The 6,387-nt window shown below is 44.5% G+C and carries 6 protein-coding genes, 4 tRNA genes and 2 pseudogenes; 3 read left to right on the forward strand and 9 right to left on the reverse strand.

Translation table 11 applies throughout. From position 1 onward, the window contains the following. Window positions 1-6: 6 nt before the first annotated feature. The 5 genes and pseudogenes from AB5618_RS11980 to AB5618_RS12000 form a co-directional block, all read right to left on the reverse strand. Window positions 7-1,365, reverse strand: a complete 1,359-nt coding sequence (locus tag AB5618_RS11980; RefSeq protein ID WP_173735202.1) for an ABC transporter permease — start codon at window positions 1,363-1,365, stop codon at window positions 7-9. A gap of 2 nt (window positions 1,366-1,367) precedes the next feature. Then, complete coding sequence (locus AB5618_RS11985; protein ID WP_173735203.1) at window positions 1,368-2,312, reverse strand: ABC transporter permease; 945 nt, start codon at window positions 2,310-2,312, stop codon at window positions 1,368-1,370. Window positions 2,313-2,687: 375 nt separating this feature from the next. Next, the gene (locus tag AB5618_RS11990) at window positions 2,688-2,843 is read right to left on the reverse strand and encodes a hypothetical protein (RefSeq protein WP_195477800.1); all 156 of its coding nucleotides are present in this window, start codon (window positions 2,841-2,843) and stop codon (window positions 2,688-2,690) included. Between the two features lie 76 nt (window positions 2,844-2,919). Next, entirely contained in the window at window positions 2,920-3,849 is a 930-nt protein-coding gene (locus AB5618_RS11995) for an alpha/beta fold hydrolase (RefSeq protein ID WP_148462793.1), read from the reverse strand. Window positions 3,850-4,099: 250 nt separating this feature from the next. Then, window positions 4,100-4,168, reverse strand: a pseudogene (locus AB5618_RS12000) (hypothetical protein); the annotation flags it as partial. An 85-nt stretch (window positions 4,169-4,253) separates the two neighbouring features. On the opposite strand from AB5618_RS12000, the pseudogene AB5618_RS12005 reads away from it, so the two are divergent. The 3 genes and pseudogenes from AB5618_RS12005 to AB5618_RS12015 form a co-directional block, all read left to right on the forward strand. Beyond that, window positions 4,254-4,331, forward strand: a pseudogene (locus AB5618_RS12005) (DUF6783 domain-containing protein); the annotation flags it as partial. Further along, complete coding sequence (locus AB5618_RS12010) at window positions 4,313-5,422, forward strand: DUF5067 domain-containing protein (RefSeq protein ID WP_243271395.1); 1,110 nt, start codon at window positions 4,313-4,315, stop codon at window positions 5,420-5,422. The pseudogene AB5618_RS12005 and the gene AB5618_RS12010, both read left to right, overlap by 19 nt. Window positions 5,423-5,635: 213 nt before the next feature. Continuing rightward, window positions 5,636-5,854, forward strand: coding sequence for a DUF378 domain-containing protein (locus AB5618_RS12015; protein WP_148462795.1), 219 nt, complete (start codon window positions 5,636-5,638; stop codon window positions 5,852-5,854). Between the two features lie 40 nt (window positions 5,855-5,894). On the opposite strand, the gene AB5618_RS12020 is transcribed toward AB5618_RS12015, so the two are convergent. From AB5618_RS12020 to AB5618_RS12035, 4 genes are all read right to left on the reverse strand, one after another. Continuing rightward, window positions 5,895-5,967 (reverse strand) — tRNA-Gly (locus tag AB5618_RS12020). A 3-nt stretch (window positions 5,968-5,970) separates the two neighbouring features. After that, a tRNA-Gly gene (locus tag AB5618_RS12025) sits at window positions 5,971-6,041 on the reverse strand. Between the two features lie 40 nt (window positions 6,042-6,081). Further along, window positions 6,082-6,154, reverse strand: a tRNA-Gly gene (locus AB5618_RS12030). 3 nt (window positions 6,155-6,157) lie between these two features. Beyond that, window positions 6,158-6,228: transfer RNA gene (locus AB5618_RS12035), tRNA-Gly, on the reverse strand. Between the last annotated feature and the right edge of the window lie 159 nt (window positions 6,229-6,387).

Consider the following 6,387-nt stretch of genomic DNA (forward strand, 5'->3'; position numbering starts at 1 on the left):
CCTCTCTTATTTCTTCAGCTTCGGATCAAGAGCATCGCGAAGTCCATCGCCAAACAGGTTGAATGCAAGGATCATAATGCTCAGGATCACGGAAGGTACGATCAGTCTGTAAGTATAAGTGTACATACCGCTAAGTGCGTCTGTTGCCATGGATCCAAGGCTTGGAAGAGGTGCTGAAACACCAACTCCAAGGTAGGATAAGAAGGATTCCAGGAAAATAGCAGACGGTATCTGCAGGCAGGTAGTAACAACGATCTGTCCGATACAGTTTGGAAGCAGATGACGGCGGATGATCCTGCCGCCAGATGCACCAAGTGCTCTTGCTGCGGTTACATATTCCTGCTGTTTCAGCTGAAGTACCTGGCCACGGATAATACGGCTCATGGTAACCCAGTATAACAGACCAAATGCAATAAACATGGAGATCAGGTTCGGTCCAAGTACATTGACAAAGGATTTCAGAGGACTGGTTCCTGATGAATTCACATAGTCGGTAAGGATTGGTTTCAGTGCAGTTGCGATCAGAAGGACAACCAGCATCTCCGGAACTGCATAAATAAGTTCAACAATACGCTGCATCACTGCGTCCACCTTGCCGCCGCAGTAACCGGAAATAGCACCATAAAGTGCGCCGATCACCAGTACCAGAATAGCTGCGAATACGCCGACAGACATGGAAACACGGGCACCATACATAACACGGACCAGAATATCACGGCCATACATGTCAGTACCAAATACATGTGGAAATACTTTTTCCCCATTTGCCTTGCGCTCAAGCTCTGCCTGGGAATAACCGAAAATATGCTTCTTGATTCCAAGCTCCTTGCGGACGGAATCTTCATCTACGCTCTGCTCCTCAGAAGAGTCTTCTGAAGGTTTTGCAGCAACTTTTGCTTTTGCACGGATAACTGCTTCATCTTTCTTTGTAAATTTCTCGCCCTTTTTCTCAGCTTCTGCTTTCGCCTGGGCGATCATTTCATCTACATCCACTACATCGGACTGGGTTCTGGAAGCGATCTCGTCGTTCACACGCTGGGTGTCCTCCAGTGTGTAGTGATAGGGATAAAGGTTCTCAGCACCTTTGTTAAACTCGTCATAGCCATATGGAATCAGAAGCGGGCCCACAAAGGCAAACAAAAACAGGAATACGATCACACCAAGTGCAACCATAGCCACCACATTTTTCTTTAATCTTCTCCAGGCATCTTTCCAGTAGGAAACACTCTGGCGGTCCTGAATAAAATCATCCTTCTCCTGTCTGGACGCAGATGCAAAATCATCCGGACTTAAATCCTGAAGGAGGTTCTCAATATCCGGCTGAAGACTCACCGGACATTTCTTAATCTTCTTATCTTCTGCCACGATCATTCTCCTCCTTTCGCAAGGCTGATTCTCGGGTCAGCAACCTTATAAAGGAAGTCTACAACCAGGTTCATCAGAATAATAAATGCTGCCAGGAAAATGGTAGTTCCCATAATAACCGGATAATCACGGTTCTGGATGGACTGTACGAAATAACGTCCAAGTCCCGGAATTGAGAATACGCTCTCTACAACGAAACCACCACAAAGGGTAAAGGCCACCTGCGGTCCTAAGTATGTAATAACCGGAATCAGTGCATTTCTAAGAGCATGTTTGAAAATAATCTTTTTGTTCTTCAGACCTTTGGCGCGGGCTGTCTTAATGTACTCCTGGCTTAAGGAATCCAGCATGGCAGAACGTGTCTGACGTGCTGTATAGCACATTGGATAAAAGCCCAGGGCAAAGCATGGCAGTACATAGGCACGCCATCCCTGCGACGGATCAAAAATAGACGGAAACAGATTCAGTGCATTGTTTCCGGTCAGGGTTACCAGAAGAACAGATGCCACAACGAAGCTTGGCATGGAGATTCCAAGTGTACAGATCACACGAAGAATGCTGTCTGTCAGCTTGCCTCTCTTAAATGCGGCAAGACAGCCAAGAGGTACACCCACCAGAATCGCCCATGCAAGTGCAAGCGCACCTACCTTGGCAGATACCGGGAACATATCCACGATAATGTCAAGAACTGCACGGTTCTTCTGCATCTTAAGTGATACACCGAAGTCACCGTGAAGAATATTTTTCAGATACATAAACAGCTGTACATAGACAGGCTTATCCAGTCCATATTTGGCATTCAGTGCAGCCAGTGTGGTCTCGGAAGGTGTTTTTTCACTGAGCCATGGGCTTCCAGGTACAGCATTCATCAGCAGGAAGGTAAGACAGGCTACCAGAAAGATAGTCAGAATCGCCATTCCAAGTCTTTTTGCAAAATACTTTCCCATTTTTCCTCCTTATTTTTTCCGGTCGAAAACATTTATTTCGTTTTCCTTTATGAGAGATGTCGTCAAAAATACCACACCCATATCAGACTGATTTCTGACCAGAGTTCATTTTTATAATATGTAAAAAAAATTATAGCATTTCAATTTGCTTTATTCAAGTAACATTTTAAACTTTAGAACAGTGACAATGCAATTTTTTAAGCTTGTACTATTTTTTAGTGCTATTATGGTGTGTTTTTTGTGTATTTTATACAAAGACATTTGTTTGTTTCACAAGCGCAGATTGTTTGTCATAACACTACAGCATGTTTAAAAAAGACTTGGGAGCCTGTTTCAAAAATCATTTCTGCAATCTATATAAAACTAATCTATTTTTTAGTTCAAAAAAAGAAGGACACCAGCTTGGCATCCTTCCCTCTCAATTCTTACCAGTTCCCCTTTTGCTTCATCCGGCTCCGTATCTTTGCCGCAGCTCATAAGAAAAGCCACACCCAGAAGAACCAGCAGCAGAATCCAGCCTTTTTTTCTCATATAGTTCTCCATTTCACACTGTATTTCTGTGAGTATGTGCAAAATAGAGCATCTTATGCATAATGGACGTCTTTTCTCAAAAGCCCTTTTTCTTTATATAAAAGGCAATGTCGTGATAAACCCTCTTCCGGTCTGTCTCGTTCAGAATTTCGTGGCGCATTCCCGGATACAGCTTGCCTTTCACGTCTACATAACCGGCACGCCGCATATCCTGCACTGCTTTTGCAAAATGACGCACGTTGATCATACAGGGATCATCAGAGCCACTGACAAAAAGCACGGGCATTTTCGGTCTGGTGCAGTGCCAGTGCTTTACGTCGTAAGCACGCTTCATCAGCTCAAAAAGTGCCAGATAGCCATCATCTGTAAACGTAAAGCCACAAAGTTCAGAATCGGAGTACTCCTGAGCTGCTGCCTTATTGGCACAGATCCAGGAAGTACAGTTTTTGTCCTTGCGGAAGCGCATCACATTTCCGGCAAAGGAAAGGGTTTCGATGACTTTACTCTTGTGGGCTGGTCCAAACACAGCACTTTCCATATGGGCAATTGCTTCTCCAAGAGATCTTGCCCCATTCTTGCTTGGAGAACCGCAAACGATCAGCATGTCCATGCAGTCATCATGATCTCTTGCAAAAGCGCGCACGGCCAGCGAACCCATACTATGCCCGAATAAGATCAAGGGCAGATCCGGAAGCTGCTGGTGCATTTCCCGGTTCACCACCTCAATATCCTTTAGGATTGCATCCGCGCCGCCGCCATACATATATCCCAGGTCATCCAGAGCCCGCACACTTTTCCCATGACCACGGTGATCGTGGATCACACATACATAGCCTTTTTTGGCCATGTATTCCATAAAGGGAAGATAGCGCTCCTTGTATTCGCTCATCCCATGAACAAGCTGCAGGATTCCTCTGTACGGTGTCTCATCCGGAACCACTGCCAGAACGGAAATATCAAGTCCATCCGCCTCTGATTCTATATAAGCTTCATACTTTGCACCCATAGTTTTTCCGCCTTTCTTCTTTTTTTATTATCTTAACATAAATACCCGGTATCCGTAAAGTTACTGGTTACTGTTCGAGAGTTGCGGCGCGAAATCATGCAAAGCATGATTTCTGTGCATCGCGAAGTACGTTACTGTGAACGGAGTGGCCAGTAACACTCTGTAAATACTTTGACACTCTCCCAAGAGTATACTATAATAAAAAAGATGTCACACAAATTTATATGTGAAATTTTTACAGACGGTCAATTTATAAAATTATAATGTCATAGACATCGCCAGAGCATGTTTGAAAAAGGCTTTCTGCAAGATGTGCGTCACAATTTATGGGAGATTTTTTCCGGATGAGGGCGCCGTAGCCGGGCTAAGGCAACCGAATTCGGGCGAAATATACCGCAAAGTGGGACGTGCAGATTGCGGGAATGATTTTTCAAACAGGCTCTAAACCTAACAAGGAGGAAACATGGAAGAAAAACAACTAAATATGCCAGATGAACACCCTGTTCCGAAGAAAAAAAGAAAAGGAAAGGCCGGACGCATTCTGCTTCTGCTTATTCTTATCCTTGTCGCCGGCGCAGCCATTGGCTACTATTTCTACGAACGCAGCCAGCCAGCCAAAGAATTGGATAAATATCTCACCGGCATTCAGAGCCTTGATTTCGACACAATGGAAGGTATGCTCCAGAGCGCCGATCTTTCCGCTCTTGACAATGCAGATGTGCGAAACGCCACCTACGAAAGCTTCTTCAAATCCATCAATGCCAAAATGACCTGGAAGATCACAAAGACACGTTTCAGTTTTCAAGACGGCACTGCAGAAGTCACTGCACGGATCCGCTATGTAGACGGATCTGACATCTACCGTGAAACTGTAACCGAATTCCTTCGTCAGATTGTTTCCAGCGCCTTTTCCGGAGAGAGTCTTACAGAACAGGAAACCCAGGACAAACTTGCTGCTATTTTAATGGAAAAAGCCTCCAGCCTGGAAGACAAATTCAGTGAAACAGACATTGTTTATCCTATGATCAAAGTAAACGGCCAATGGAAAGTTACGGCTCTTGATGAGGAAACGGTAAAGATCATGTCCGCTAATTTCAAAAGTGTAGAGGATGAGATCAGCCAGACACTAGCGGCTTCCGATTCCACAGCGGAGGGAACCGATCATTCAGCTGATTCTGCAGCCCAGACACCAGCCACATCCGATGGGACCATTGATCTTTCCAACCAGCGTTTCTCTATCCACTATACCAGAAATGTAGTTTCCACAGACTTTGGCGGTGAACCCTGTCTTCTCGTCTACTACGACTACACAAATAACGGAGAAAGTTCTTCCAGTGCTATGGTAGATGTAAATCTTACCGCTTATCAGAATGATGCGGCTCTTGAAGCAGCTATTCCGGCAAACAGTGATGAGGCTGTTGATGCATTTATGAAAGAAATTCAGCCTGGAGAAACGGTAAATGTATGTCAGGCTTTTTCCCTTAATGATATGAGCCCGGTTACCTTGCATGCTTCGGACGCATTTGGTCTGGATACAGGAATTACAGCAGCACAGACATTAAATCTCCAGTAAAAAACGCAACCATATGGGAAGCACAATGAAATCTTTTATACGCGAAAGTTCCGTTTAAGGCTTTCGCGTATTTTTATGTCTCTCTTTGCAGTTTCAGACAGTCCCCCTGTTTTTTGCTGCTAAAATTCCATCTTTTACCACATTTTATACAGGCTTTTTCGTATAATTTCCACGATAAAAAGAAACACTATAGTTACGAAAGGATGGTGACTTATGGAAAATAAATTTTTAAATTGTTTCTGTCTGACTCTCACAATAATCGGCGCTGTCAACTGGGGGCTGATTGGGTTCTTCAACTTTAACCTGGTAGCTCTCATCTTTGGCAGTATGAGCTGGATTTCCAGAATCATCTACGCACTGGTCGGACTTTCGGGTCTGTATCTGCTCAGTTTCTATGGAACGCTCTGCTCCAATGAAAATAATGCGTCATAAGTTAAAAAAAGCCAGGAAACTTAATTCCTGGCTTTTAAAGAGCGATAGACGGGGCTCGAACCCGCGGTCTCGACCTTGGCAAGGTCGCGCGTTACCAACTACGCCACTATCGCACAAGCGGGTGATGGGAATCGAACCCACGTATCCAGCTTGGAAGGCTGGTGTTCTACCATTGAACTACACCCGCACATCATATTCAGATGTGTTTGCCTGACATTTGTCAGAAGAGCGATAGACGGGGCTCGAACCCGCGGTCTCGACCTTGGCAAGGTCGCGCGTTACCAACTACGCCACTATCGCATAAGCGGGTGATGGGAATCGAACCCACGTATCCAGCTTGGAAGGCTGGTGTTCTACCATTGAACTACACCCGCACATTTGTGCTTGTCCGTCACAACGAAGATTAGTATATCTGATGTTGGAATATTTGTCAACAACTTTTTTGAAATTTTTTAATTTTTTATGAACCATTTATGATAATGTCCTAATATACCACAAAGGAAAATGTCCCAATGTAGTATAATGCTTCCATC

This window comes from Ruminococcus sp. J1101004sp1_RTP21198st1_B9_RTP21198_201120, assembly GCF_040924245.1.
Taxonomy (GTDB): Bacteria; Bacillota; Clostridia; order Lachnospirales; family Lachnospiraceae; genus Blautia_A; species Blautia_A faecis.

What these genes read in the sequence shown, in the direction of transcription:
- AB5618_RS11995 (WP_148462793.1), bottom strand. Translation starts at nt 3,849, where the DNA reads ATGGGTGCAAAGTATGAAGCTTATATAGAATCAGAGGCGGATGGACTT.
- AB5618_RS12015 (WP_148462795.1), top strand. Translation starts at nt 5,636, where the DNA reads ATGGAAAATAAATTTTTAAATTGTTTCTGTCTGACTCTCACAATAATC.
- AB5618_RS11985 (WP_173735203.1), bottom strand. Translation starts at nt 2,312, where the DNA reads ATGGGAAAGTATTTTGCAAAAAGACTTGGAATGGCGATTCTGACTATC.
- AB5618_RS12010 (WP_243271395.1), top strand. Translation starts at nt 4,313, where the DNA reads ATGGAAGAAAAACAACTAAATATGCCAGATGAACACCCTGTTCCGAAG.
- AB5618_RS11990 (WP_195477800.1), bottom strand. Translation starts at nt 2,843, where the DNA reads ATGAGAAAAAAAGGCTGGATTCTGCTGCTGGTTCTTCTGGGTGTGGCT.